This is a genomic window from Microbacterium sp. NPDC096154 (genome assembly GCF_040302945.1).
Taxonomy (GTDB): Bacteria; Actinomycetota; Actinomycetes; order Actinomycetales; family Microbacteriaceae; genus Microbacterium.
On record NZ_JBEOSM010000002.1, the window covers coordinates 368,691 to 390,713 of the forward strand.

22 protein-coding genes are annotated in these 22,023 nt (G+C 72.8%); 14 read left to right on the forward strand and 8 right to left on the reverse strand.

Translation table 11 applies throughout. The features are described 5' to 3' along the window. Window positions 1–70 precede the first annotated feature (70 nt). The 4 genes from ABTW64_RS04245 (at window position 71) to ABTW64_RS04260 (ending at window position 5,691) form a co-directional block, all read left to right on the forward strand. Window positions 71–2,878 (forward strand): cation-translocating P-type ATPase, encoded by a 2,808-nt coding sequence (locus ABTW64_RS04245; protein WP_350619512.1) that lies wholly within the window; start codon window positions 71–73, stop codon window positions 2,876–2,878. A 139-nt stretch (window positions 2,879–3,017) separates the two neighbouring features. Continuing rightward, window positions 3,018–4,076: a hypothetical protein gene (locus ABTW64_RS04250; RefSeq protein WP_350619514.1), complete on the forward strand. Its 1,059-nt coding sequence runs from the start codon at window positions 3,018–3,020 to the stop codon at window positions 4,074–4,076. Between the two features lie 29 nt (window positions 4,077–4,105). Then, entirely contained in the window at window positions 4,106–4,966 is an 861-nt protein-coding gene (locus tag ABTW64_RS04255; RefSeq protein WP_350619516.1) for a spermidine synthase, read from the forward strand. Window positions 4,967–5,169: 203 nt separating this feature from the next. Beyond that, window positions 5,170–5,691 (forward strand): hypothetical protein, encoded by a 522-nt coding sequence (locus ABTW64_RS04260; protein WP_350619518.1) that lies wholly within the window; start codon window positions 5,170–5,172, stop codon window positions 5,689–5,691. Window positions 5,692–5,785: 94 nt separating this feature from the next. Here the strand turns inward: ABTW64_RS04260 and ABTW64_RS04265 are convergent, their stop codons facing one another. Next, window positions 5,786–6,352, reverse strand: a complete 567-nt coding sequence (locus ABTW64_RS04265) for a dihydrofolate reductase family protein (RefSeq protein ID WP_350619520.1) — start codon at window positions 6,350–6,352, stop codon at window positions 5,786–5,788. 77 nt (window positions 6,353–6,429) lie between these two features. On the opposite strand from ABTW64_RS04265, the gene ABTW64_RS04270 reads away from it, so the two are divergent. The 4 genes from ABTW64_RS04270 to ABTW64_RS04285 all read left to right on the forward strand — a co-directional run bounded on the left by ABTW64_RS04270 (window position 6,430) and on the right by ABTW64_RS04285 (window position 9,456). Continuing rightward, the gene (locus ABTW64_RS04270; protein WP_350619522.1) at window positions 6,430–6,996 is read left to right on the forward strand and encodes a TetR/AcrR family transcriptional regulator; all 567 of its coding nucleotides are present in this window, start codon (window positions 6,430–6,432) and stop codon (window positions 6,994–6,996) included. 93 nt (window positions 6,997–7,089) lie between these two features. Beyond that, entirely contained in the window at window positions 7,090–7,698 is a 609-nt protein-coding gene (locus ABTW64_RS04275) for a helix-turn-helix domain-containing protein (protein WP_350619525.1), read from the forward strand. After that, window positions 7,698–8,957 (forward strand): MFS transporter, encoded by a 1,260-nt coding sequence (locus tag ABTW64_RS04280; RefSeq protein ID WP_350619527.1) that lies wholly within the window; start codon window positions 7,698–7,700, stop codon window positions 8,955–8,957. Before ABTW64_RS04275 ends, ABTW64_RS04280 begins: the two co-directional genes overlap by 1 nt. A gap of 10 nt (window positions 8,958–8,967) precedes the next feature. Next, the gene (locus tag ABTW64_RS04285; RefSeq protein WP_350619529.1) at window positions 8,968–9,456 is read left to right on the forward strand and encodes a SprT-like domain-containing protein; all 489 of its coding nucleotides are present in this window, start codon (window positions 8,968–8,970) and stop codon (window positions 9,454–9,456) included. Between the two features lie 217 nt (window positions 9,457–9,673). Here the strand turns inward: ABTW64_RS04285 and ABTW64_RS04290 are convergent, their stop codons facing one another. Then, on the reverse strand, window positions 9,674–10,306 hold the full coding sequence (locus tag ABTW64_RS04290; protein ID WP_350619531.1) for a 2-phosphosulfolactate phosphatase: 633 nt from the start codon (window positions 10,304–10,306) through the stop codon (window positions 9,674–9,676). 249 nt (window positions 10,307–10,555) lie between these two features. Between ABTW64_RS04290 and ABTW64_RS04295 the strand changes: the two genes are divergently transcribed. Both ABTW64_RS04295 and ABTW64_RS04300 read left to right on the forward strand, forming a co-directional pair. Then, complete coding sequence (locus ABTW64_RS04295) at window positions 10,556–11,113, forward strand: hypothetical protein (protein WP_350619533.1); 558 nt, start codon at window positions 10,556–10,558, stop codon at window positions 11,111–11,113. Next, window positions 11,106–11,642 carry a GNAT family N-acetyltransferase gene (locus tag ABTW64_RS04300; RefSeq protein ID WP_350619535.1) on the forward strand — a complete coding sequence of 179 codons (537 nt, stop codon included), beginning with the start codon at window positions 11,106–11,108 and terminating at the stop codon, window positions 11,640–11,642. Before ABTW64_RS04295 ends, ABTW64_RS04300 begins: the two co-directional genes overlap by 8 nt. A 103-nt stretch (window positions 11,643–11,745) precedes the next feature. Here the strand turns inward: ABTW64_RS04300 and ABTW64_RS04305 are convergent, their stop codons facing one another. Together ABTW64_RS04305 and ABTW64_RS04310 are read right to left on the reverse strand one after the other, a co-directional pair. Next, window positions 11,746–13,236, reverse strand: coding sequence for an ABC transporter permease (locus ABTW64_RS04305; protein ID WP_502892299.1), 1,491 nt, complete (start codon window positions 13,234–13,236; stop codon window positions 11,746–11,748). Next, a complete protein-coding gene (locus ABTW64_RS04310; RefSeq protein ID WP_350619537.1) occupies window positions 13,233–14,018 on the reverse strand; it encodes an ABC transporter ATP-binding protein in 786 nt (261 codons plus the stop codon). The genes ABTW64_RS04305 and ABTW64_RS04310 overlap by 4 nt, the downstream gene beginning before the upstream one ends. A 183-nt stretch (window positions 14,019–14,201) precedes the next feature. On the opposite strand from ABTW64_RS04310, the gene ABTW64_RS04315 reads away from it, so the two are divergent. Together ABTW64_RS04315 and katG are read left to right on the forward strand one after the other, a co-directional pair. Continuing rightward, window positions 14,202–14,666: a Fur family transcriptional regulator gene (locus ABTW64_RS04315; RefSeq protein WP_350619539.1), complete on the forward strand. Its 465-nt coding sequence runs from the start codon at window positions 14,202–14,204 to the stop codon at window positions 14,664–14,666. Between the two features lie 43 nt (window positions 14,667–14,709). Beyond that, window positions 14,710–16,959: a catalase/peroxidase HPI gene (katG, locus tag ABTW64_RS04320; protein ID WP_502892300.1), complete on the forward strand. Its 2,250-nt coding sequence runs from the start codon at window positions 14,710–14,712 to the stop codon at window positions 16,957–16,959. 205 nt (window positions 16,960–17,164) lie between these two features. Here katG and ABTW64_RS04325 read toward each other — a convergent pair whose 3' ends face one another. Both ABTW64_RS04325 and ABTW64_RS04330 read right to left on the reverse strand, forming a co-directional pair. After that, entirely contained in the window at window positions 17,165–17,800 is a 636-nt protein-coding gene (locus ABTW64_RS04325; RefSeq protein WP_350619541.1) for a response regulator, read from the reverse strand. Next, a complete protein-coding gene (locus ABTW64_RS04330) occupies window positions 17,797–19,044 on the reverse strand; it encodes a sensor histidine kinase (protein WP_350619543.1) in 1,248 nt (415 codons plus the stop codon). The genes ABTW64_RS04325 and ABTW64_RS04330 overlap by 4 nt, the downstream gene beginning before the upstream one ends. Window positions 19,045–19,228: 184 nt before the next feature. On the opposite strand from ABTW64_RS04330, the gene ABTW64_RS04335 reads away from it, so the two are divergent. Then, entirely contained in the window at window positions 19,229–20,299 is a 1,071-nt protein-coding gene (locus ABTW64_RS04335) for a threonine aldolase family protein (protein WP_350619545.1), read from the forward strand. 75 nt (window positions 20,300–20,374) lie between these two features. On the opposite strand, the gene ABTW64_RS04340 is transcribed toward ABTW64_RS04335, so the two are convergent. Then, entirely contained in the window at window positions 20,375–21,010 is a 636-nt protein-coding gene (locus ABTW64_RS04340) for an NUDIX hydrolase family protein (protein WP_350619547.1), read from the reverse strand. A 106-nt stretch (window positions 21,011–21,116) separates the two neighbouring features. On the opposite strand from ABTW64_RS04340, the gene ABTW64_RS04345 reads away from it, so the two are divergent. After that, a complete protein-coding gene (locus tag ABTW64_RS04345) occupies window positions 21,117–21,749 on the forward strand; it encodes an alpha/beta hydrolase (protein ID WP_350619732.1) in 633 nt (210 codons plus the stop codon). Here ABTW64_RS04345 and ABTW64_RS04350 read toward each other — a convergent pair. Next, complete coding sequence (locus ABTW64_RS04350) at window positions 21,737–21,976, reverse strand: glycine zipper domain-containing protein (RefSeq protein WP_350619549.1); 240 nt, start codon at window positions 21,974–21,976, stop codon at window positions 21,737–21,739. The genes ABTW64_RS04345 and ABTW64_RS04350 overlap by 13 nt on opposite strands. Window positions 21,977–22,023: the final 47 nt, after the last annotated feature.

A 22,023-nucleotide genomic window follows, 5' to 3' on the forward strand; every position in this document is an offset into this window, starting at 1 on the left:
CAATCCCGGGGTACCGGCATTCTCGGCGCAGCGATGGATTCTCGCGGGTCGGGGGGAGTTGACTCGGGGTATGAGCGACGCGCTCGAGCTCGATCCGGCTCTCGCCGAGGCGGAGGACGTGGCGCGCGCGCTCGGGGTCGACCCGGAGCGCGGGCTCGACGCCGAGGAGGCGGTGCGGCGGCTCGCGCGGCACGGGCCCAACGAGCTGCGCGGCACGCCGCCCGTGCCGCTGTGGCGGCGGGTGCTGGCCCAGCTGCGCGATCCGCTCGTCGTGCTGCTGCTGATCGCGGCGGGCGTGTCGGTGGCCGCCTGGATCATCGAGGGCGGGCACGGCGCTCCCGTGGACGCGATCGTGGTGCTCGCCGTGATCGCCTTCAACGTGGCGATCGGCCTGGTGCAGGAGTCGCGCGCCGCCGACGCGGTCGCGGCGCTCGCGGTCATGACCCGTGCGCAGTCGACGGTGCTGCGCGGCGAGGAGCTCGTGACCGTGCCGTCCGCGGAGCTCGTGCCCGGGGACATCCTGCAGCTGGCCGAAGGAGACCAGGTGGGAGCCGATGCCCGGCTGCTCCGCGCCTCGTCGCTGCGCGTGACGGAGGCGTCGCTCACGGGCGAGAGCGCGTCGGTGGGCAAGGACCCGGCCGCGCTGCGCGAGGTCGTGCCCCTCGGCGACCGCACCGACATGGTGTTCCGTGGCACCGCCGTGTCGGGCGGGACGGCGCGCGCCGTGGTCACGGCCACCGGCATGGCGACCGAGATGGGCGCCATCGCCACCATGCTGGACGAGACCGCCGAGGAGGCCACTCCCCTGCAGCGCGAGATCGGGCGCGTGGGCTCGATGCTGGGCCGGATCGTCGTGGGCATCGCGATCGTGATCATGCTGACGATCGCGATCGTCGAGACCCCCTCGACGGCGTCCGACTGGGTGACCATCCTGCTGCTGGGCGTCTCGCTGGCGGTGGCCGCTGTGCCCGAGGGGCTGCCGGCCATCCTGTCGGTCGTGCTCGCGCTTGGCGTGCAGCGGATGGCGCGGCGCAATGCGGTGGTCAAGCGCCTGTCGAGCGTCGAGACGCTCGGGTCGGCGTCGGTGATCTGCACCGACAAGACCGGCACGCTGACGCAGAACGAGATGACCATCCGCCGCATCGTGACCGCGTCGGGGTCGGTCGACGTCGCGGGCGTCGGCTACGCCCCGTACGGCGACGTGCGCACGGCCGACGCGGCGCTCGACGACGCCGACCCGGCCCTGCGCGCCGAGGTGCGCGCGGTGCTCGCGGCCGGATCGCTCGCGAACGACGCCCAGCTCACCGAGCACGACGGCCGCTGGGAGATCGCGGGCGACCCCACCGAGGCGGCGTTCCTGGTGGCCGAGCGCAAGCTCCCCGGGCTGCACGACGAGCTCGCCGCCGCGCGCCGGATCGCCGAGGTGCCGTTCTCGAGCGAGCGCAAGATGATGTCGACCGCGCACCGCGACGCATCCGGGCGCGCGCTCATCCTGTCGAAGGGCGCACCGGATGTGCTGCTCGAGCGGTGCTCGCACGTGCTGGTCGGCAGCGAGGCCGTGCCCTTGAACGACGCCCTGCGCGAGCGCCTGCTCGAGGCGGTCGAAGCGCTGTCCGCCGAGGCGTTCCGCACGCTCGGGGTGGCCGCCCGCGTCGCGGGGGAGATCGACCCGGATGACGACGAGCCCGCCGTCGACGCCGCCTCCGAGCGCGACCTCGTGCACCTGGGGGTGGTCGGCATCATCGACCCGCCCCGCTCGGAGGCCGCAGCCGCCATCGCCGAGGCCCGCGCCGCGGGTGTGCGCGTGGTGATGATCACGGGCGATCACCCCACCACAGCGGCGCGGATCGCCGCCGACCTGGGCATCGCGCCGCGTGGCGCGCACGCGGTCACCGGGCGTGAGCTCGACGCGCTGAGCGAGACCGACCTGATCGCCGTGGCCCGGCGCACGTCGGTGTACGCCCGGGTGGCGCCCGAGCACAAGCTGCGCATCGTCGACGCGCTGCAGGCCGACGGCCAGACCGTGGCGATGACGGGAGACGGCGTGAACGACGCGCCCGCCCTCAAGTCGGCCGACATCGGCATCGCGATGGGCATCACCGGCACGGAGGTGACGAAGGAGGCGGCCAAGATGGTGCTCGCCGACGACGACTTCGCCACCATCGTGCGAGCGGTGCACGAGGGCCGGGTGATCTTCGACAACATCCGCAAGTTCCTGCGCTACCTGCTCTGCTCGAACATGGGCGAGGTGCTCACGATGTTCTTCGGCGTCGTGCTCGTGGGCGTGATCGGCCTGTCGGACGCCGGCGGCGAGGGCATCGTGGTGCCGCTGCTGGCCACGCAGATCCTGTGGATCAATCTGGTCACCGACACCGCACCGGCACTCGCCATGGGGCTGGATCCCGAGATCGACGACGTCATGGCCCGCCCGCCACGCGGACCGCGCGAGCGCGTGATCGACGGCGCCATGTGGGCCGGCATCGCCTCGACGGGCATCACGCTGGCCGCCGCGACGCTGCTGACCATGGATCTGTGGCTGCCGGGCGGCCTGGTGCCCGGCGGCGAGGACTCGCTCGAGGTCGCGCGCACGGCGGCGTTCACGACCCTCGTCCTCGGCAACCTGTTCGCGGCCTTCAACGCGCGTTCGGCCACCTCGTCGGCGTTCCGCGGGATGTTCGCGAACCGCCGGCTCTGGGCCGCGATCGCGCTGGGCGTCGCGCTGCAGGTCGCGGTCGTGCACCTGCCGCCGCTGCAGGTGGCGTTCGGCACGGCCGCGCTCGACCTGGGGCACTGGATGGCCGCGGTGGGGCTCGCGTCGCTCGTGCTGTGGGTGGAGGAGGTGCGCAAGCTGGTCATCCGGGCCCGCTCGCGCAGCTGATCCGCAGTCCCGCTGACCGCTCGCCGGCTGAGCGCTCGCCGGCTGAGCGCTCGCAGGCTGAGCGCCGCCCAAGCCGAATGTCACCGACCGGCAACCCACGGGTCATCCGGCGTTCGCGTCGGGGGCGCATCATCGGGGCATGTCCGCTGCCGCCTGGATCACCGATCGCGCCGCCGTCGTCGACGAGGAGCGCGTGTCCGACGAGACGCTCACCGACAGCGGCGCCTGGCCCGGCGCCGCCGAGGTCGTCGAGCGCTGGCTGACGACGGCGATCCACCGCAGCGCCGCTCGCGGCACCGACGGCACCGCGCTCGAATCGGTGCGGGTCTCGGCCGACCTGCGCGGCAGCGATCTGGCCTCGCTCGAGATCGACCTGCGGGGCCTGCGTCTCTCCCGCGCGGATGTGCTGGGATCGGCCGAGCTGCCGAGCCGGTTCGCCGGGGGCACGGATCCGGGCGACACGGATGACGACGACACGGATGACGACGACATGGGCGAGGAGGGCGCGGCCGCCCTCCGGGCCGGGCGCACCCTCGTCGCGCCCCTGACCACGCACGCCGAGGCCCCCGCCGTGGTCGCACGCACGCCTGCGCTGGCGCGCTCGCTGCGCATCACCGCCGACCCCATGCAGCTCGCCGGGGTGCCGGTGTCGGCGTCGATCGGGCTGCGCAATCTGCCCTTCGACTGGGTCGTGCTCGAGACCGCCGACGGCGCGCTGCACGGCAACGCCGAGATCGACGACCGGGCGGCGCAGGGGCTGCAGGGCGATGCGACGGTGACCCTCCGCCCCGACGACCTCCTCGCACTCACGGCGCGCCTCGCGGAGCCGCTGCTCGCCGACGCCGGCGTGCGCATCCTGCGCTCGCGCATCCAGGTCACGCAGCCCGAGCGCGATGCCGTGCGCGTGCGGGTCGGGGCGGTGCTGGCCCGCGGCCGTCTCACCGCGTCCGCCTGGCTCGATGCCGAGGTGCGCATCGGCCCCGGCGGATCGGTCACGGTGCAGCGGATGCGCACCGGCAGCGGGAACCTGCTGGTGCGCGTCGCGCTCGGCCTCGTACGCGGCCGCATGCGCGCGCTCGAGGGGCGCACCTTCACGCCCGACGACCTCGGCCTCGAGGGACTGGATGTGACCGACCTGCGCGTGTTCGTCGACGACGCGGTCACGGTCGCCGCGCGCTTCTCCGACACGCGCCGCTGAGCGAGGCCTCGCGGCCGTAGCCTGGACGCATGGGCCGGCAGCGACGAGACGACGCGCAGACACCGTCGGCGCGGCTGTCCGACGGCCGCACCGCGCGCATCCTGCCGAGCGCCTACGCGAGCGGCTATGAGGTCGACGTCGACGGAACGCCCCAGTCGCACGTCGACCCGTCCGATCCCACGCACCTGCACTTCGAGTACGTCGCCCGCATGGCGGCCGTCATCGACCAGCTTCGCGACGGTGCGCTGACGGCGGTGCACCTCGGCGCGGGCGGCCTCACGATCCCGCGCTACATCGAGGCCACCCGCCCCGGATCGCGCCAGCAGGTGATCGAGATCGAGCAGGCGCTGGTCGACCTCGTGCGCGACAACCTGCCACTGCCGCGCGGGGCGGGCATCCGGATCCGGATCGGCGACGCGCGCGAGGGGCTCACGCGCCTCCCCGCCGCGATGGCCGGCGCGGTGGACCTGCTGGTATCGGATGTCTACTCGGGTGCGCAGACTCCCGCGCACCTCACCACGGTCGAGTTCTACCGCGCGGCCGCGGCTCTGCTCGCGCCCGCGGGAGTGCTGCTCGTGAACGTGGCCGACGGATCGGGGCTGGCGTTCGCCCGCCGGCAGGTCGCAACGATCCGCGAGGTGCTGCCCGAGGTCGTCGTGCTCGCCGAGGTGCAGGTGCTCAAGGGCCGCCGCTTCGGCAACCTGGTGATCGCGGCGTCGGCCGCGCCCCTCCCGACGGAGTGGCTGCCGAGGCTCATGGCCGCGGGCCCCCACCCGGCCAAGGTCGCGCAGGGCACCGAGATCGACGCGTTCGTGCAGGGCGCCCGGCCTTCGGTCGACGGCGACGCCACCGCATCGCCCAAGCCCAGCGAGGTGCTGTTCGAGCGCTGATCGGCGGCGTTGCCTCGGGGGCGGTCCGGGGGCGGTCCGGGGGCGGTCCGTGGCGGTCGGTGGGCGGTGGTCGGTGGGCGGTGGTCGGTGGTCGGCGATCCTGGGGCGCCGATCCGGATGTCGTGGGCGTGGCCTGCGGCCGCTCGCGCGGGTCCTCGGTGACACTGGGTGGGCCGATGCGCGCGCGGAAGGGAGCCAGGCGAGTGAGCTACATCCATGGGTACGACCCGGACACCCTGCGTGAGATCGTCGACCCCGCCGAGTGCCGCGAGCGCCTCGCCGAGATCGGCCAGCTGCGCAGCCTTCCCGCCATGCTCGAGCGCGTATGGCTGCTGAAGGTGCTCGGCGAGCTCGACGAGGCCCTCGTGCTGTCGGAGCAGGCGGTGCGCCTGGCACGCATGTCGGGCACGCGCAAGGATCTGCTGCGCGCGCGCATCCTGCACGCCACCGTGCAGCAGTGGCGGGGCGCCTACGGCGCGGCCGAGCACGAGCTGTCGACGTGTGCCGACGAGGCCGAGGGCCAGGGATGGAACTCGATCGCCGCGTTCGCGCTGCAGCACCGCGGCAAGACCCGCTACGACGCCGGCGACATCGCCGGGGCGCGCGCCGACTTCAAGCAGACGCTCTTCCTGCGCCAGGAGGCCGGCGCGAGCGACGCCGAGCTCGAGCCCACGATGCTGTGCATCGAGGCGGCCGACCGCCGTCGCACATCGGTCGCGAGCTGACGCGGCTTGGGCCCGACGACCCCTCCGGGATTCGCCGGCGCCTCGACTTCAGGATGCTCGGGCTCTGATCGAGGGCACGGGCGCCCGCATCGGTTCAGCGGCGCACATACTCCTCCACGACGACGCCCGACTGGAACGGCCGGACGGACACCAGGTCGAAGCGGCGCGACTCGTACGGCGCGTGACCGAACAGCGGGATGCCCGATCCGAACGCGAACGGGTTGCGCTTGAGCACCAGCCGATCGACCTCGTCGATGAGGGCCCCCGCGAGCTCTCCTCCACCGCACAGCCAGATGTCGAGACCTTCCTCGGCTTTCAGCTCTCGGACGGTGGCCACGGGATCGGACGTGAGGGTGACGTCCGGCGCGACCTGCCTCGCAGTGCGGCTGGCGACGTACTGGCGCAGGTGAGGGTAGGGGCTGTCCACGCCGATCTTGAGGCCGGGCAGCAGCGAGTTCCAGCCCAGGACCACGGTGTCGAAGCGCGCGGCGGGAGGCTGGAGCCCGAGCGCACTCAGCACGTGGGCCGGGATCGCATCGCCGTACTCCTCGAACAGGACGGGTGCGTGGTCGCCCTCGACGAGGAAGGCGTCGAAGCCGCCGTCGGGGGCAGCGATGCAGCCGTCGAGGCTGACGGCGACGTAGTAGACGAGTTCGCGCATGCGGGCTCCAATCACGACAAGTGCAGTGGTTGGAGCCAATGTACGACGTCCGTCGTGGTTGGCGCTACCCTCGTCTCATGGTTCGAAACGACGACCGTCGCGCGATGCTGGCCGACGCGGGCATCCGCGTGCTCGCCGAGGCCGGCGCGCGAGGCCTGACACACCGAGCGGTCGACGCAGCCGCCGGCACGCCGCGCGGCACGGCGTCGAACTACTTCCCCACACGAGACGCGCTGATCGCCGAGCTCGTCCGCCGAATCGAGGAGCGCCTCACGCCGGACCCGAAGGCGCTCGGCTCTCGCGCGCTGCAGAAACCCAGCCGACAGCTTTTCGAGGCGTATATCCGCGACATCGTCGCCCGTCTCACCGCCGAGGCGGACGTCGCGCTCGCGCTGTTCGAGCTGCGCCTGGAAGCCGCCCGGCGGCCTGCCGTCGCGGAAGCGCTGGGAGCCTGGCGCCGGCGCGGGCTCGAGGGCGATGTCGCCTTCAACGAGGAGGCCGGGCTGCCCGGCACGCGCGAGGAGATCGCGCTCTTCCACTACGCGATCGACGGCCTGATGCTCGACCGCCTCACTGTGCCGATCGACCCGAAGACGTCGACGGACGCGATCGTCGAGCAGCTGGTGGAGCGGTTGCTGCGCTGACCCGGCCTCGCCGCACGATCGGTGACAGGGCACGCCGCGCCGGGTTCCTAAAGATCTCTTGCTAAAGAAGTCTTTAGATTCTATCTTCATGGCGTGACCGCATCCCGCCCCGCGCCGCGCATCGTGTCGAACGCCGAGCAGATCAAGGCCCTCACGCATCCGCTGCGCGTCCGGCTCATCGACCTGTTCCGCGGCGAGACCCAGCTCACGGCGACGCAGTGCGCCGAGGCCACGGGCGAGTCGGTCGCGAGCTGCTCGTTCCACCTGCGGCAGCTCGAGAAGTACGGCTTCCTCGAGCGGGGCGAGCCACGTGGCCGGGAGCGACCGTGGCGCGCGCCGCGCGGGCAGGAGATGACGCTGCTGCCCGAGCCGGGCGACCGGGAAGCGATGCGTGCGACGCAGGCGGCCGGCCAGGTCTACCTCGACGTCTCGCTCGAACGGCTGCGTGCCTGGATGGCGCGGTCGATCGACGACGACCCGTCCTGGACGTTCGCCACGGCGCAGCAGCACTCCAGCTTCTGGGCCACCCGGGAAGAGCTCAGCGCGCTCGCGGACCGCATCGCCGAGCTCACGGCCCCGTTCACCGGTCGCGCGGGCGATCCGTCCCTGCGACCTCCCGACGCGCGATTGGCGCGCCTCCTCGCCGTCACCTGGACGGAGATCCCGGCACCGGGCCCAGTCGACGGCGACGAGGAGCACTGATGGCGATCGATCCGACCGCGGCCGGCGACCAGTCCGAGGGTCGGTCAGCCCCGAAGCAGGCGCTGCGCACCCCGGTCTTCCGCACGCTCCTGGTCGGCTGGACGCTGACCAACGTCGCCGACTCGCTGCTCAGCCTGATCCTGGCCGTCTGGGTCACCGAGCTGACGGGATCGGCCGCACTGGGTGGCGCGACGTTCGTCGCGCTGGGGCTGCCGGCGATCGCGTCGCCCTTCATCGGCGCCCTGGCCGACCGCGTCTCCCGCCGCCGCATGCTGGCGGTGTCGTACTTCGCGGGAGCGCTCGGCCTCGTGCCGCTGTTCTGGGTGCAGCGAGCCGATCAGGTGTGGATCGTGTTCGCCGCGACACTGCTCTATGCGCTGATCTCATACGTGACCGGCGCGTGCCAGTCGGGCATCCTGCGCGACATGCTGCCGGATGCCGCCCTGCCCCATGCGAACGGGCTGCTGCAGACGATCGACCAGGTGCTGCGCATCGTCGGCCCCGTCGCGGGAGCCGGCCTGTACGCATGGATCGGGCCGCTGCCCGTCGTGGGCATGGCGATCGGCGCGTTCGCGGCGGCCGCGGCCGTGTTCGCCTTCGTGCGCATCGACGAATCGGCTGGCGGCCCGCGCGAGGAGCACATCGTGGCGCATCTGCTCGGCGGCTTCCGGCATCTGTTCCGCACCCGTCCGCTGTCGGGGATGACCTGGGCGCTGATCGTCGGGATGGGCGCGGTCGGTCTGATCAATGCCATCGTTTTCGCCGCGATGGAGGCGATGGGCCTGCCTCCCGCGCTGCTCGGCCCCATCAACGCGACCCAGGGCGTGGCAGGGATCGTCGCGGGGCTCACGACCGCTGGCCTGCTCGAGCGGATCGGCCGCACGCGCGTGTTCGCGATCGGGCTGACGGCGACCGGGGTGGGCCTGCTGCCGCTGTGCTTCCAGATCCTGCCGCTCGTGATCGCCGGGCTCGCCGTCACCGGCTACGGCGTCGTGGCCCTCGTGATCGCGTACGTGACGGAGCGGCAGATCTCGACGCCCGAGCGGCTGCAGGGGCGCGCCGCGGCGGCGTCGCACGTGGCGATGAACCTGCCGATGGTGGCGACCACCGCCGTGGGCGCCGCCGTGGTCGCCCTGGTCGACTACCGCGTGATCGTGGCCGTGGGCACGCTGATCGTCTTGGGCGTGGGCGCGACGTCGTTCCGGCTGACGCGCGACGCTCCCGGCGCATCCGGCCGGAATGTCCCCGCCCCGGGATAGGTTTCAGGATGTGTCGGACCTGGATCGCGTGAAGGTGTGGGCGCAGGCGCTCATCGCCCTGCATCTCGATGCGACGTGGACGTTCGGCTTCGACAACGCCAAGCGCCGCGCGGGCCTGTGCGACTACACCCGCAAGCGCATCTCGGTGTCGCGCTACCTCGCCGCGCGCTACGACGACGACACCAACCACCAGACCCTGCTGCACGAGGTGGCGCACGCGCTGGCCGGCCCGGCCGCGGCGCACGGCCCGGAATGGAAGCGCGTCGCGCGCGAGCTGGGCTACGTCGGCGGCACCACGCACCGCGGCGAGACCGCCAACGAGCTCGCGCCCTGGGTGGGCGTGTGCCCGGCCGGGCATCTGGCCTACCGGCACCGTCGCCCCACGCGCGCCATGTCATGCGTGAAGTGCGCGCCGCGGTTCGACGCCCGTCACCAGTTCCGCTGGCAGCGCCGCGAGATCACCGCCGCCACCCGCCTCGCCGCCGCGACCCCGCGCTGACGGCGCCGCCGGGCGGGGGCGGGACGGGGGTGCGGGGCGGAGGCGCGGGGGTGATGCCGGGGCCCGCACGGCCCCGGAGATCCGCACGGCCGAGGAGATCCGCACGCCTCAGGATCACTCAGGACCACGACATCCTGAACGGTGCAGATCTCCTGAAGCGTGCAGCCGACCCCGCGCCGCCAGGCTGCCGCAAGCGAACCTCCGGCCGGGAGGCGACCTAGAAGGCCGTGAACACTCCGTCGCGCAGCACGGGCACGACGTCGAGGTCGTCCACCTTCGCGGCGGCGAGCACCTGCGGGTGGCGCGGATCGCCCTCGAGCTCACGGCCCGAGCCGCTCGAGGTCAGCAAGTGCTTGACCGCGCGGCGCAGAGCCGCGAACGACTCGGCCGCAGCGACCGCCTCGGGCGACGAGTGGTCGATGCCGAGCGGCGTGAGCGCGTCGATGACGGCACCGGCACCCAGGTGGTCCTCGACCGCGAAGCGCAGGCCCCCATCCGGCGTACGCTCGCCCGCCGCGATGATCGCGACGCTGGTGCGCGCCGCGCGGCGCTCCTGCTCGGCCTTGACCGCGCGGGCGACGGCGGAGGCGTTGCGCAGCGCGCCCACGAGCACGACCGGGGCGTGGGGCAGGCGGCTCGCCGCCTCGGCGACGGCGGCGCCGTTGATCGAGGAGGCGGCAGCATCCGAGAGCGCCACGTCGCCGCCGTCCGACACCGTCGCCGCGACCGTCGACGAGAAGCGGATGACGTCGACCACGACATAGACGTCGGCGGGCGCCAGCCGTGCCACGCCGTCGAGCCCCCAGTCGAGGCGCACCTGATACGTGGACTGGTCGAAAGGCGAACTCACCGCATCAGCCTACGGCGGCGGCGCATCCGGTCCCGTGTTCCTGTCGCGGGGCGTCACATCCTGCCGGGCGGGTCCGACCGTGTCCCACTTGTGGCCCGAATGACCCTGGCTTGGGGGCCACGAGTGGGACATGCTGCGAGCGGTACCGGCCACAGCTGGGACACGGGACGTCGGGCCACCACGAGCCGGAGACACGGCCGGATGCGCAAGCGGGTGACGGCGCCTCGGGGTCGGTGCCAGAGTGGCGGCATGCGGATCCTGCTGAAGCTCGCGCTCGACATCGACGCCGAGGCCGCGTGGCGCGCGCTGCACTCGCCGGCCGCGCTCGCCGAGCTGTACGGGCCCCTGCTGAACGTCGAGCCGATGGCCGGCGGCGGCATGCCGACCCGGTGGACCGACGGGGCCGACGCCCCCGTGCGCTACAGCTCGTTCGGGATGGGGCTGGGCGCCCATCTGATCGCCGTGCACGACCGGCGCACGACCGACGGCCATGGCGAGGTGCGCATCCTGCGCGACACGGGCATCCCGCTCACGGGGCCGCTCGCCACCCTCGACGTGTGGGACCACCAGATGGCCGTGGCGCCCCTGCCGGGCGATCCGGCCCGCACGCTGTGGCGCGAGCGCCTCGTGATCGGCGGGCGCGCCGCGCCGGCGCTGTGGGCGCCGCTGTGGGCCGCATGGCAGTGGCGCGGCGCTCGGTTGAAGCGCCTGGCGCCGACGTGGGCGTTCGACCCGCCGCCCGCCGAACCGGACGCCGTCGGGCCGGCCGAGCCCGAAGACGCGGAAGCGGGGGCCGCGGATGAGTGAGCAGACCGCAGCGAAGCCGCCGGCGTCGACGCCCCCCGCGATCACGATCCGCCGAGCCATGCCGGATGACGCGGGCCGGCTGAGCGAGGTGCACGTGCGCACCTGGCAGATCGCGTACGCGGGGCTCATCCCCCAGGCGGTGCTCGACTCGCTCGACATCGTGGCCCGCGCCGCCCGCTGGCGCACCACGCTCGAGAACCCGAAGCCGCAGGGGCGCACCTGGGTCGCGCTGGAGGGCGACGACATCATCGGCTTCAGCTCGTCGGGCCCCGCCCGCGACCCGGATGCCCCGTGGCCTCTTGAGCTGTGGTCGCTGTACGTGCATCCCCGCAGGCACGGCACGGGCGCGGCGCAGCTGCTGGCCGACGCGGCGATCGGCGAGCTGCCGGCGTTCCTGTGGGTGCTCGACGGCAACGACCGCGCCATCCGGTTCTACGAGAAGATCGGCTTCTCCTTCGACGGCGCGACCAAGGACGAGCGCACCGGGGGTGTGCTGCTGCACGAGCGCCGGATGGTGCGCGGCATCTGAGACGCGGGCCCACCGCACACCCCGCACCGGCCGGGCGGCACCCCACCGGCCGGGCGGCGCCCCCACGTGCAGGGGCGACCGACCGAACGGGCGGGGCGGGGCGTCAGTCGGCCGCGAGGGCCTCGACGGGCGCGACGCGCGTGGCCAGGCGTGTGGGGGCGACCGCCGCCACGAGGGTGAGCGCCGCGGCGGCGAGCACCACCGCGCCGACGGTGATCCACGGCACGGCCGGGAGCACCAGGAACGCGCCGATGCCCATCTGCAGCGGAACCGACCCGAGCACCGATTGCGCTCCGGCCCAGCCGTACGCCACGCCCAGCAGCAGGCCGAACACGACCGAGGTGAGCGTGATGTGCGTCGCCTCGAGCAGCACCACGCGGCGGATCTGCGCGTTCGACAGGCCCAGCGCGCGGAGCAGGCCGAGCTCACGCCGGCGCTGCACGATGCCGATCGTGAGCAGGTTGACGAGCCCCACCGACGCGATCACGGCTGAGACGCCGACGAGCAGCATCATCGCGGCGGCGAACTGGTCCAGCACCTCGAGCCGATCCATCGGGTATCCGCTCGCCTCGGCGCTGCGGATCATCACGGCCTGCGCGGTCTCCGCCGCCACGGCGAACATCGTCACGAGCGTCACGCCGATCACCACGCCGATGGCCATCCGGCTCGACCGCTCGGGGTAGCGCAGGGCGTTCTCCGACGCGAGGCGCGCGACCGCCGAGCCCCCGAACATCCTGCCCACCAGGCGCAGCAGGGGCGGCATGATCCACGTCGCGCCGAGCACGAGACCGGTGAACGACACCAGGCCGCCCAGGAACGCGGGAGCGACGCCGAGCGGGTTGGCCATGCCGATCATCGCTCCCAGGCCGAGCAGCGCCGCGCCGATACCGATCAGGATGACCGCCGTGACGTTGCGCGCCGGGCGCGCGAACTCGTCGTGACCGCGTTCGACCGATCCGCCCAGGGCCTGCAGAGGAGTGACGCTCAGCACGCGGCGCGAGCCGACCCAGGCTGCCGCCCACGTGGTGAGGGCCACCACGGCCGCCGGGATGAGCAGCGTCGCCTGCGCGACCTCGTAGCCGGTGTCGCCCAGCAGCCGCGCCCCCACGGCGACGCCCGCCGCGGCGAGCGCGAGCCCGATCACGAGGCCGAGGGCGGCGCCGATCGCACCCACCACCAGCCCCTGCGCGGCGACCTCGCCGCGCTGCGAGCGTGCCGTCGCCCCGATCAGGCGCATCAGCGCGATGCGGCGCGTGCGGCCCGCGACGATGGTCGAGAACGTGTTGGCGGTCACGATCGCGCCGACGTACAGCGCCAGCGCGAGCAGCACCACGCCGAGGATCGCGATCACCGCCAGGGCCAGCTGCGAGTCGCCGATGTAGGGGTCTGCCGCGATGAACGATCCGATGTACCCGGTCGCGGTGAGCAGCAGCACCCCGAATCCGCTCGACAGGGCCGCCACCAGGATGCTCGCGCCCATGCCGCGCTCGCGCAGGAACGCCAGGCGAGTGAGCCAGGACGCCGTGCCGGACGTCTCGGGCACGACCGTGCCCAGCGCCGGCGCCGACCCCGCGGGGCTTGCCGGGGCGCTCACGACGCCACCTCGACGGGCGCGGCCGCGGGCTGCTCGGTCGCGAGCATGTGGGCGGAGATCTGCTCGGCCGTCTGCTGCGGCTTGTCTGCGGCGATGCGCCCGTCGGCCAGGTACAGCACGCGGTCGGCGTGGCTCGCCGCGATCGGATCGTGCGTGACCATGGCGATGCTCTGGCCGTGATCGCGGCTCGCCGCCGCGAGCAGCGCGAGCACCTCGCGACCGGTGCGCGAGTCGAGGTTGCCGGTGGGCTCGTCGGCGAACACGAGGTCGGGCGCCGTGGCCAGCGCCCGGGCGATCGCGACGCGCTGCTGCTGGCCGCCGCTGAGCTGATGCGGTCGGTGTCCGAGGCGCGGGCCGAGCCCGAGCGAGTCGATCAGGCCGTCGATGCGGGCGCGTTCGGCCTGCGAGGGCGTCCGGCCGTCGAGGTCGAAGGGCAGCAGGATGTTGCCGCGCACGTCGAGCGTGGGCACCAGGTTGAACGCCTGGAACACGAAGCCGACCCGGCGGCGGCGCAGCAGGGTGAGCTCGGTGTCGCGCAGACCGGTGATCTCGGTGTCGCCGATCCATGCGCGGCCCGCGGTGGGAGCGTCCAGGCCGGCCATGATGTGCATCAGCGTGGACTTCCCCGAGCCGCTCGGCCCCATGATGGCGGTGAACTGGCCACGCCGGATGCCGACGCTGACGTCGTCGAGCGCCCGCACCTCGCCGTCGCCGGATCCGTAGGTCTTGGTGAGGCTCTGCACGCGCGCGGCGAGGCCCATGTCGGTGGTCGTGATCTCCATGACAGCGACGCTACGGACGACCGCCCGCCCCGCGGATCGCCCGGCAGGGCCATCCGCGTACATCGAGCGGATGATGTCGGCACCGTGCGGTATACCGGATATGCGGCGACACGCCGCGTTCGGCGGATGCCGGTGGCATCCGCTAGATTTGAATCGTTCAGTTCTTCGGCAGATCGGCTTCCCGTGACCCAGTCGCACGACACGCCTCACAGCGATGTGGAGCGGGCGCTGCGCGGGGCGTCGCTGCGCGTCACGGCACCCCGCGTCGCGACGCTCGAGGCGGTCGGCCGTCACCCGCACGCGGATACCGAGACGATCATCCGGGCGGTGCGCGAGCACGTGCCCACCGTGTCGCACCAGGCCGTGTACGACTCGCTGCACGCGCTGACCGAGGCCGACCTCGTGCGGCGCATCCAGCCGCACGGCCTCGTCGCGCGGTACGAGTCGCGCGTGGGCGACAACCACCACCACCTCGTGTGCCGCTCGTGCGATCTCATCGTCGACGTCGCGTGCGTGCACGGCGAGGCCCCGTGCATGGCCCCCGCCGACCCCCATGGCTTCGCGATCGACGAGGCCGAGCTCATCTTCTGGGGCCTGTGCCCCGACTGCCAGGCCCAGGCGTCCCTGCCGGGGCCCCCGGCATCCTGACCCCCGTTCCCATTCCCATCCCGTTCCACCCCGAAAGGCGAACATGACCGAGAGCACTGCCTCCTGCCCGTTCGGCTACGACAAGGCCGACGGATCGGCCCCGGCCGGATCCGTGCAGCCCGCAGCCGTCGACAGCGAACCCGCCCTCCCCGGCACCGGCAGCGACGCTGCCCCCGCCGCAGGCAAGCGCGTCCACCCCACGATGGGCAGCGCCAACTCGGAGTGGTGGCCCAACAAGCTCAACCTCAAGATCCTGGCCAAGAACCCCGTGGTCGCGAACCCGCTGGGCGAGGACTTCGACTACACCGAGGCGTTCAACAGCCTCGACCTGGCCGCGGTGAAGGCCGATCTCGCCGAGGTCATGACCACCTCGAAGGACTGGTGGCCCGCCGACTTCGGTCACTACGGCCCCTTCATGATCCGCATGGCGTGGCACTCGGCCGGCACGTACCGCTCGCACGACGGCCGCGGCGGCGCCGGCGCGGGCCAGCAGCGATTCGCGCCGCTGAACTCGTGGCCCGACAACGGCAACCTCGACAAGGCCCGCCGCCTGCTGTGGCCCGTCAAGAAGAAGTACGGCCAGAAGATCTCGTGGGCCGACCTCATGATCCTCGCCGGCAACGTCGCACTCGAGACCATGGGCTTCCCGACCTACGGCTTCGCGGGCGGCCGCCCCGACGTCTGGGAGGCCGACGACGACGTGTACTGGGGCCCCGAGAAGGTCTGGCTCGACGACGAGCGCTACACGGGCGACCGCGACCTCGAGGCGCCGCTGGCCGCCGTGCAGATGGGCCTGATCTACGTCAACCCCGAGGGCCCCAACGGCAACCCCGACCCCCTGGCCTCCGCGCGCGACATCCGCGAGACGTTCCGCCGCATGGGCATGAACGACGAGGAGACCGTCGCGCTCATCGCCGGCGGACACACGTTCGGCAAGACGCACGGCGCGCACAAGGACGACCTGCTCGGTCCCGACCCCGAGGCCGCGCCGATCGAGGAGCAGGGCTTCGGCTGGAAGAACGGCTACGGCACCGGCAACGGCGAGGACACCGTCACCTCGGGCCTCGAGGTGACGTGGACCTACCACCCGACCCGCTGGGACAACGAGTTCTTCCACATCCTGTACGCGTACGAGTGGGAGCTCATGCAGTCGCCCGCCGGTGCGAACCAGTGGAAGCCGAAGGACGGCGCGGGCGCCGACATGGTGCCGATGTCGCACTCCGACGGCAAGCGCGAGCCGCGCATGCTGACCAGCGACCTCGCGCTGCGCGTCGACCCGACCTACGACGAGATCTCGCGTCGCTTCAAGGATGACCAGAAGGCGTTCACCGACGCGTTCGCCCGCGCGTGGTTCAAGCTGACCCACCGCGACATGGGTCCCAAGGCGCGCTACCTCGGCCCCGAGGTTCCCGCCGAGGACCTCATCTGGCAGGACCCGCTGCCCACCGCCACCGCGTCGACCCAGCAGTCGGACATCGCCAAGGCCAAGCAGCTCATCCTCGACTCGGGCCTCACCGTGCAGCAGCTGGTGTCGACCGCGTGGAAGGCGGCGGCCACGTTCCGCTCGTCCGACAAGCGCGGCGGCGCCAACGGCGGTCGCATCCGCCTCGAGCCCCAGGTCAGCTGGAAGGTGAACCAGCCCGAGCAGCTGAAGCCGATCATCGCGCACCTCGAGCAGATCGCGGCCGAGTCGGGCCTGTCGTTCGCCGACGTCGTGGTGCTCGCGGGCAACGTGGGTGTCGAGCAGGCCGCCAAGGCCGGCGGCGTCGAGGTCGAGGTGCCCTTCACCCCGGGCCGCGTCGACGCGACGCAGGAGCAGACCGACCCCGAGCAGTTCGCCTGGCTCGAGCCGGTGGCCGATGGCTTCCGCAACTACGACAGCGGCTTCCTGAAGCTGCCCAGCGAGTACCTGCTGATCGACCGCGCCAACCACCTCGGCCTCAGCACCCCGCAGATGACGGTGCTGGTCGGCGGCCTGCGCGTGCTCGGCAACAACTGGGACGGCTCCGACATCGGCGTCTTCACCGACAAGCCGGGCGTGCTGACGAACGACTTCTTCGCGAACCTGCTCGAGCTGGGCATCCAGTGGACGCCCGACCCCGACGAGCAGACGTTCATCAGCACCACGGGCCTGACCGGCTCGCGCGTCGACCTGGTGTTCGGCGCGAACAGCGAGCTGCGCGCCGTCGCGGAGGTCTACGCCTCGGACGACGCCAAGGAGAAGTTCGTCAAGGACTTCGTCGCCGCGTGGGTCAAGGTCATGGAGAACGACCGCTTCGACCTCAAGAAGTAATCTCACTCCCGCGATGCCGCTCCTGCCCTCGGGCAGGGGCGGCATCGTCGCGTTCGGCCGCGTCCGGGAGCCGCCCGTTGAATCGCGGTGCGCCGCCCGGCGGCATGCCCTCCAACCGCCCGAGTGCACACCAATGTGCGTGTGTTCTGGCGGGCGCGCGGGCAAGCCGAGTCCACACGCACATTGGTGTGCACTCGGCAGGGGATCACACCAGCCCGTGCTCGAACGCGAACACCACCAGCTGCACCCGGTCGCGCAGCGACAGCTTCGTCAGGATGCGGCTGATGTGCGTCTTGACCGTGGCCTCGCTGAGGAACTCGCGCGCCGCGATCTCGGCGTTGCTCAGGCCGCGCGCGGCGAGCGCGAAGATCTCCCGCTCGCGCTCGGTGAGCGAGCCATACGTCGCGGGCACGGGCCGCCGGGAATCCGTGAAGCGGGCGAACAGCTCGCGTGTCGCCGCCGCCGCGATCACCGACGAGCCCGCGTGCACCGTGCGGATCGCGGCGAGCAGGAACTCGGGCTCGGCATCCTTCAGCAGGAACCCGGACGCCCCCTGCCGGATCGCCCGAGCCGCGGCCTCATCGAGGTCGAACGTCGTCAGCATCACGATGCGCGGCGCATCCGGCTGCTGCAGGAGGGCCGCTGTGGCCTCCAGCCCGTCCATGACGGGCATCCGGATGTCCATGAGCACGACGTCGGGACGGGTCGCGCGCACGACCTCGAGCGCCTCGCGCCCGTCGCCCGCCTCACCGACCACCTCGAGGTCGGGCTGCGACGCGATCAGCATGCGGATGCCGGCGCGGAACAGCGCCTGGTCATCGACGAGAACGACCCGGATCATCCGTCGATCCTCTCAGCCGCTTCGCCACCCGCGCGGATCGGCAGGACGGCCCGCACGACCCATGCGCCGTGCTCGGCGCCGGCGTCGAGCACGCCGCCCACGAGCTGGGCGCGCTCGCGCATGCCGATCAGTCCGTGCCCGGCGGGCTCTGTCGCCCGCGGCTCGGCCGCGACGCCGTTGCGCACGTGCAGGTCGACGCGCTCCGGCATCCACGCCAGCCCGACGTCGACCGGCCCGCCGTCGCCATGCCGCAGGGCGTTGGTGAGCGCCTCCTGCAGGATGCGGTACACCGCGAGCTGGACGGCCGCCGGCGGCGAACCCGTCGGGGCCGGATCGACATCGACCCGCAGGTCGACACCCGCGGCGCGCACCTGCTGGTACAGCCCCTCGAGGTCGGCGAGCGAGGGCTGCGGTCCCTCGCCCTGCTGATGCCGCAGCTGCGTGAGCAGCAGCCGCACGTCGGCGAGCGCCGCCCGGGCCGTCTGACTGATCGTGCCGAGCGCGGCGGTGGCGGCGTCCGGATCCGCTGCGGCGGCGTAGCGGGCGCCGTCGGCCTGAGCGATCACCACCGCGAGCGAGTGTGCGACGACGTCGTGCATGTCGCGGGCGATGCGGCCCCGCTCCTCCTCTTCGGCGGCCCGCACCTCGGCGGCCCGCTGAGCGCGGCGCGTCTCGCGGGCGCGCAGGATGGATCGCGTCAGCGCGCCCAGCGTCCACGACAGCATGAGCGCGAACAGAGCCGCCAGGAACGCCGCGACGACCGTGAACGCGTACTCGAACACCGACGGCCCCGTGCCGGTCCACACCAGTGGCAGAACGACCAGGTAGACCGCGATCGCCACCGCCCCGACGAAGGCCGACGCGCAGCCCAGCCAGAACACCAACCGCGATCCGTACGCGGCTGTGGCGAACAGCACCACGAAGATCGCCAGGTTCGCGGGCATCGGGGGCTGGCCGGTGCCCATCTGCCACAGGGCGCCCGGCCAGGCGACCGCGAGCGCGATGGGCGGCGAGACGCGGCTGAGCATCAGCGCCGCGACCATCAGGATGACCGTCGCCACGGTCGCGAGCCCGGATGCCGAGCCGATCACGTTCATCGACGCGAACGACAGGAGCGCGAAGACCGCGCCCACCACGCCGTCGATCAGCCACTGGGTGGGCGACACCTCGCGGAGCAACCCGGCCAGGGGGTGCGCCGGACGGGTAGGGGCGGCGACGGGTTCGGGGGAGGTGCGGCGGTCCATCCCCTTCACCGTAGGCGTCGGTGCCCGGCGGCGCGTCCGTCCACCGATGTATCCGGGTCGCCGGGCTGCCGGGCCGCAGGGCCGCAGGGCCGCCGGGCCGCCGGGCCGCCGGGCCGCAGGGCCGCCGGGCCGCCGGGCCACCGCGGGAGCCGGACGGCGGCCGGCGCGGCCGTAGGCTGATGCGGTGGACCCCCTGCATGACGCCCTCCGCCGCGACTTCGCCTCCGACAACTACGCCGGGGCCCACCCCGAGGTGATCGCCGCGATCGCGGCCGCCAACGGCGGGCACGTCACGTCATACGGCGAGGATGCCCACACCGCGCGCCTGCAGGAGCTGTTCCGCGAGCTGCTCGGCGACGGCGTCGAGGCCTTCCCCGTGTTCACTGGCACGGGCGCTAACGTCGTCGGGCTGCAGGCCATGATGACGCGCTGGGGCGCCGTGATCGCGCCAGCGCTCGCACACATCAACACGGACGAGGGCGGGGCGCCCGAGAAGGTCGGCGGATTCAAGATCGTGCCCGTGGCGACGGCCGACGCCAAGCTGACGCCCGAGATGATCCGCGCGGTCGCCGGCTCGCGCGGCGTGCACCAGGCAGTGCCCCAGGTGGTGTCGATCACCCAGTCGACCGAGCTCGGCACGCTGTACTCGCGCGACGAGGTGGCCGCCATCGCCGACACGGCCCACGAACTCGGCCTCACGGTGCACATGGACGGCGCCAGGATCGCCAACGCGGCCGCCGCGCTGAACATGCCGCTGCAGGCATTCACGCGTGACGCGGGGGTCGACGTGCTGAGCTTCGGCGGCACCAAGAACGGCGCGATCGGCGCGGAGGCCGTCGTGGTGCTGAACCCGGATGCCGTGGTCGGCATCCCCTATCTGCGCAAGTCGGCGATGCAGCTCGCGTCGAAGATGCGCTTCGTGTCGGCGCAGCTCGTCGCGCTGCTGACCGACGACCTGTGGCTGCGCAGCGGAGCGCACGCCAACGCGATGGCCGCCCGCCTGCGGTCGGGCATCGAGGCGGGGCTCGCGGACAGCTCCATCCGCGGCGTCGCATTCACCCAGCCGACGCAGGCGAACGGCGTGTTCGCCGCGCTGCCGGAGGGCGTCGCCGACCGCCTGCGCGAACGGTTCCGCTTCTACGACTGGAACGAGGCGACGCGCGAGGTGCGCTGGCTCACGAGCTTCGACACCACCGAGGCCGACATCGACGCGTTCGTCGCCGCGATCGCGGAGGCGACGACCACCTCCGCCTGACGCGTATCAGTCGAGCGCCTCGAGCGCCTCGGAGGAACGCCGACGACGCCGAGAGGGGCGCCTCGCCCGGGACGCTCAGCGCAGCGCGCCGACGCTCGCGAGGGCCGTGCGGATGAGGGTCGAGCGGCCGCCCTCCATCTCCGCGGCGAGAGTCTCGGAGGCCGCCTCCTCCGGGCTCATCCAGGTGACCTCGAGCGCATCCTGTCGTGGCTCGCACGTGCCCGTCACCGGCACGACGAAGGCCAGCGACACCGCGTGCTGGCGGTCGTCGTGGTACGCGCTGACGCCCGGGATCGGGAAGTACTCGGCCACCGTGAACGGCACGGGCGATGGCGGCAGCAGCGGGAAGGCCATGGGGCCGAGATCGTTCTCGAGGTGGCGGAACAGGGCGTCGCGCACGGTCTCGCCGTACCGCACTCGGCCCGACACGATGGTGCGGGTGATCTCGCCGATCGGCGTGGCCCGCAAGAGGATGCCGACCTGCGTCACGGCGCCTGTGCCGTCGGTGCGCACCGGAACCGCCTCGACGTAGAGCATCGGCAGGCGGCGGCGGATCTCGGCGAGCTCGATGTCGGTGAGCCACGCCGGGTTCGCGTTGCCGCCCGGCACGCCGCCGAAGCCGCCCGCACCGGCGGCGGCGAAGTCGGCCGCGCCGCGATCGTCGATCGGGTCGGGCTCGTTCGGGTCGGGGTCAGGAGTGCGCACGGCCATGTGTCCTGTATACCCGCCTCTTCCGACCTCGACCGCGACGGACGGCATCGAGTCCGTGACGGATGTCGGCGGCACGGGGCAGGATGGGGGCGTGCCTGAGTCTCCGATGCTCGATGATGCCGCGGCGCTGTGGTCGGCGGATCCGGCGGGACGCCCGCTGCTCGTGCTGCTGCACGGCTACGGCTCCGACGAGCGCGACCTGTTCGCGCTCACTCCGCACCTGCCCGCGGAGTTCGCCGTCGCGGCCGTGCGCGCGCCCCTCGCACCGCCGTTCCCGACGCCCGGCCACTCCTGGTACCCGATCGACGGGCTGGAGAGCCGCGACGCGACCCACGTGACCCGCGCGGCCGAGAGCCTGCTCGCGTGGCTCGACCGGGTCGCGAGCGAGGCGGCGAGCGTCGGCCTTCTGGGCTTCTCGCAGGGGGCCGCCGTGTCGTTGCAAGCGCTGCGGCTCGCCCCGGAGCGCTTCTCCTTCGCCGTCAACCTGTCGGGCTACGCGACACCGGGCGACCTGCCGCGCGATGCCGAGCTCGCCGAGCTGCGGCCGCCCGTGTTCTGGGGCCGCGGCACGCTCGACGACGTCATCCCCGACTTCCTCGTGGCGCACACGACCGACTGGCTGCCCGGCCACAGCGATCTCGTGGGGCGCATCTACCCCGGCCTGCGCCACGCGGTCTCGGAGCAGGAGCTCGCCGACGTGCGGGTCTTCCTCGAGAAGCAGCTCGGTCAGCTCGGCTGATCGTCGCGGTCCGACGCCTCGCCGCCGTCGCCACCGCCGTTGCCGTCCCCGTCGCCGTCCTCGCTCTTCGAGCCGAACAGCATCGCGACGACCGGGAAGAACGCCAAGCCGAGCGCGAGGCCGAGGCCGATGTTGTCGAGCGTCAGTCCGAACAGCATGCCGAGAGGCAGCGCGAGGGCGATGCCGAGCCCCCAATTCGGCTCGTTCTGCCGCTTCTGGTCGCTCATGCCCCACACCGTACGGCGATGAGCGTCGCATCGCCTCCGCCTCCAGA

What these genes read in the sequence shown, in the direction of transcription:
- ABTW64_RS04350 (WP_350619549.1), bottom strand. Translation starts at nt 21,976, where the DNA reads ATGAGCGACCAGAAGCGGCAGAACGAGCCGAATTGGGGGCTCGGCATC.
- ABTW64_RS04245 (WP_350619512.1), top strand. Translation starts at nt 71, where the DNA reads ATGAGCGACGCGCTCGAGCTCGATCCGGCTCTCGCCGAGGCGGAGGAC.
- ABTW64_RS04295 (WP_350619533.1), top strand. Translation starts at nt 10,556, where the DNA reads ATGCGGATCCTGCTGAAGCTCGCGCTCGACATCGACGCCGAGGCCGCG.
- ABTW64_RS04325 (WP_350619541.1), bottom strand. Translation starts at nt 17,800, where the DNA reads ATGATCCGGGTCGTTCTCGTCGATGACCAGGCGCTGTTCCGCGCCGGC.
- katG (WP_502892300.1), top strand. Translation starts at nt 14,710, where the DNA reads ATGACCGAGAGCACTGCCTCCTGCCCGTTCGGCTACGACAAGGCCGAC.
- ABTW64_RS04345 (WP_350619732.1), top strand. Translation starts at nt 21,117, where the DNA reads ATGCTCGATGATGCCGCGGCGCTGTGGTCGGCGGATCCGGCGGGACGC.
- ABTW64_RS04310 (WP_350619537.1), bottom strand. Translation starts at nt 14,018, where the DNA reads ATGGAGATCACGACCACCGACATGGGCCTCGCCGCGCGCGTGCAGAGC.
- ABTW64_RS04255 (WP_350619516.1), top strand. Translation starts at nt 4,106, where the DNA reads ATGGGCCGGCAGCGACGAGACGACGCGCAGACACCGTCGGCGCGGCTG.
- ABTW64_RS04330 (WP_350619543.1), bottom strand. Translation starts at nt 19,044, where the DNA reads ATGGACCGCCGCACCTCCCCCGAACCCGTCGCCGCCCCTACCCGTCCG.
- ABTW64_RS04280 (WP_350619527.1), top strand. Translation starts at nt 7,698, where the DNA reads ATGGCGATCGATCCGACCGCGGCCGGCGACCAGTCCGAGGGTCGGTCA.
- ABTW64_RS04340 (WP_350619547.1), bottom strand. Translation starts at nt 21,010, where the DNA reads ATGGCCGTGCGCACTCCTGACCCCGACCCGAACGAGCCCGACCCGATC.
- ABTW64_RS04265 (WP_350619520.1), bottom strand. Translation starts at nt 6,352, where the DNA reads ATGCGCGAACTCGTCTACTACGTCGCCGTCAGCCTCGACGGCTGCATC.
- ABTW64_RS04250 (WP_350619514.1), top strand. Translation starts at nt 3,018, where the DNA reads ATGTCCGCTGCCGCCTGGATCACCGATCGCGCCGCCGTCGTCGACGAG.
- ABTW64_RS04300 (WP_350619535.1), top strand. Translation starts at nt 11,106, where the DNA reads ATGAGTGAGCAGACCGCAGCGAAGCCGCCGGCGTCGACGCCCCCCGCG.
- ABTW64_RS04270 (WP_350619522.1), top strand. Translation starts at nt 6,430, where the DNA reads ATGGTTCGAAACGACGACCGTCGCGCGATGCTGGCCGACGCGGGCATC.